Below are 2,419 nucleotides of genomic sequence, written 5' to 3'. Positions count from 1 at the left end.
AGAAGAAGGGCTTGCCGGGCGCCGGCCAGGGCTCGCCCCGGTCGGAGACGCAGCACTCCAGATTGAGGACGAACAGATCGGCCGCCGCCACGGTCTCGCGGATCTCGTCGCCCAGCACGGTGGCGGGGCGCGGGTCCCGTTCCAGCGGGCGGGCCACGCCGCGCCCCAGCATGGTGTCACCGGCGAGGGCCACCGTGATCGCCTTCATCCCGTGCCGCCCCCTTCCTCCTCGGATGCGGGCCGCCCGTTGTCTCTTACGCCTCTACGTCAAGAATACGAAACCGTGATCGATCGGTCCGCGCCGTAACGGACTTGGCGGATTTCGGCCCTGTGCACGGGCCGGACAGGCCGTGATGGTGGGGCCTGCGCCGTCGGCGGCCCGCTGACGGGGGAAAGCCGCACCGTGAGAGAGGGAGTCCCGCACATGCCTCCGATCCCGGTAAAGCCTGGCATCTACAGGATCCACGCCCATATCATCGGCCCGACCTCCCTGATGACGGCCACCGAGTACGCCGTCAAGCACGGCGCGCCCGTCATCACCGACCGTTTCAATCCCCTCCCGATCGAGCAGGAGTGGCTCATCGAGCCCGCCGAACCGGTCCCGGGCGCGCCCTATGTGATCCGGCTCGCCGTGCACGAGGGGGCGGGGATCGTGACCCCCGAGGACAAGCTCTGGGTCAACACCGTCCAGCGCGGCGAACTGGCGAAGTTCACGTTCGAGCGGGTCATCGGCGGCGTCAAGATCCTCTCCGACAAGGGTCTGGCCCTGCGCGCGGGCCATCGCGGCGCGCAGATCGAGCTGGTGCCGCCGAAGCCCGACTTCCAGGAGACCTGGACCCTGGAGTACGTCAGGCCCGTCAGCGAGGAGTAGCGCAGGGGTTCAGGGGCGACCCGGCCGAAGGGGCCGGGTCGCCCTCGCACGCGAGTGGACTTCCTGCTCCTCGAGTCCGCCCCCATGGATCACGTCGGAACCCAAGCCCCTGAGGTGGTCGTCCCGGCGGGCCGGACCAGAACGGCCACCGCGCCCTGCCCGGCCGGCAGCCCCGGCGGAGGCGGCGGCGTCAGGGACGGTAAAGGGCTCCTCATGGCCGGCTCCTCACCCGGCGGCAACGCATGGGTGGTCAAGTTCAGCAATGAATCGGGCGTGGAGAGGCGAGGAGCGGCCTTCGCCGTCTGCACCGCTCAGGCTCATAAGCGCGTGGCCGACACCCCCGTCACGGTAGCCGCCCACCAGCAGAGCGTCATCAGCTTCACCTGTTGCCCCGGGAGCCAGGTACCCACCGACGTCATCGACCTGCGGTTCGCCGCCCCGGGCCAGTCCTGCGACCCCGGCCAAGTGGCCGGCGGTGGTGGCTCCCGCGCGCGTGCGCAGAAGACGGAGCGGCGCCCCCGTAGCGCGGCCCTGCAACCCGCCCCGCCTGGCGCGGTCCCGGCGAGGCTCTCCCCCAACGGTTCGACACCGGGGCGAGGTTGTGCTTTCCACACACGGGACTCGCGGAGTTCTGCCGGTACTTGCCGATCACCCTCAAGGGCAACGGCACCGGTAAGTAAGGCGGTCCGCCCATGCCGGACACACAGTCCGCGGGCCGGCTCGCCGACCTCGCCGACCTCGAACGCCGTTACGGCGGCACCCTCACGGGGGCCGAGCGGGAACAGGCCGAGGCCGCCCTGGACGACGCCTCGGCCATCGTCCGCGCGCACGGGAACCCGAGCTGGGGCGCGGTCGTCGACGGCCGGCTGCGGCCGGTGCCGGCGGCGGTCAAGGCCATCGTCCTGGCCGTGGCCGAACGAAGGGTCCGCAACCCGGAGGGCTTCGTGTCGGAGTCGGCGGGTGAGTACAGCTACCGCATGCCCGAGCAGGGCGCGGTGGGCGGCTCCCTGTCGAAGGGCGAGCAGCTGCTGATCGAGCGACTGTCCGGTCGCAGCGCGATGCGCTCGCTGGAGACCGTCCGGGCGGTCGTCCTCACCGACCGGTGCTCCGGCTACCCCTACCCGGACCCGTCCGACCAGCGGGGGCTCGTGTGATCTTCCACCGCCGGGCCCCCGTCGAGCTGAGCATCTTCCCGCCGGACCCGGTGGGCGACGGGTACGGCGGCACCGCTCCGGGCCTGGGTGAGCCGGTGACCGTGCGGGCCTTCGCCCAGCCCGTGGACGCCCCGGAAGGGGTCGCCACAGGCTGGGCCGCCCCGGTGCGCCTGAAGGTGCTCATGGGGCCGTGCGAGGCCATCCGGGTGTGGGCGCGGGTGGAGATCGACGGCGAGCCCTGGCACGTCGTCGACCCGCCGCGCCTCCACGGGCCCTCACGCCGCACCCGCTACCTGTCGGCCGTCATCCACCGCGCGGCCGGCGGTGTGGGTCACTTCGCGGTGCAGATCGCCAAGGCCCGGGGCGCCCACGTGATCGGCCTGGCTAGCGCCGC

The 2,419-nt window shown here is 72.1% G+C and carries 4 protein-coding genes; 3 read left to right on the top strand and 1 reads right to left on the bottom strand.

Features of this window, described 5'->3' with window-relative positions:
* Window positions 1-208: CapA family protein (locus AB0K09_RS32375; protein WP_366068968.1), on the bottom strand; the 208-nt coding region annotated here is incomplete at its 3' end.
* A 216-nt stretch (window positions 209-424) separates the two neighbouring features.
* On the opposite strand from AB0K09_RS32375, the gene AB0K09_RS32370 reads away from it, so the two are divergent.
* The 3 genes from AB0K09_RS32370 to AB0K09_RS32360 all read left to right on the top strand — a co-directional run.
* Complete coding sequence (locus AB0K09_RS32370; RefSeq protein WP_366068967.1) at window positions 425-871, top strand: hypothetical protein; 447 nt, start codon at window positions 425-427, stop codon at window positions 869-871.
* Between the two features lie 692 nt (window positions 872-1,563).
* Window positions 1,564-2,025: a hypothetical protein gene (locus tag AB0K09_RS32365; RefSeq protein WP_366068966.1), complete on the top strand. Its 462-nt coding sequence runs from the start codon at window positions 1,564-1,566 to the stop codon at window positions 2,023-2,025.
* Window positions 2,022-2,419, top strand: a 398-nt coding sequence (locus AB0K09_RS32360) for a hypothetical protein (RefSeq protein ID WP_366068965.1), incomplete at its 3' end; no start/stop codon positions are given. The genes AB0K09_RS32365 and AB0K09_RS32360, both read left to right, overlap by 4 nt.

It is taken from the genome of Streptomyces sp. NPDC049577, assembly GCF_040675635.1.
In the GTDB taxonomy this organism is placed as follows: Bacteria; Actinomycetota; Actinomycetes; order Streptomycetales; family Streptomycetaceae; genus Streptomyces.
The sequence above is the reverse complement of the archived record's forward strand: the minus strand, read 5'-3'. Positions and strand labels throughout refer to the sequence as shown.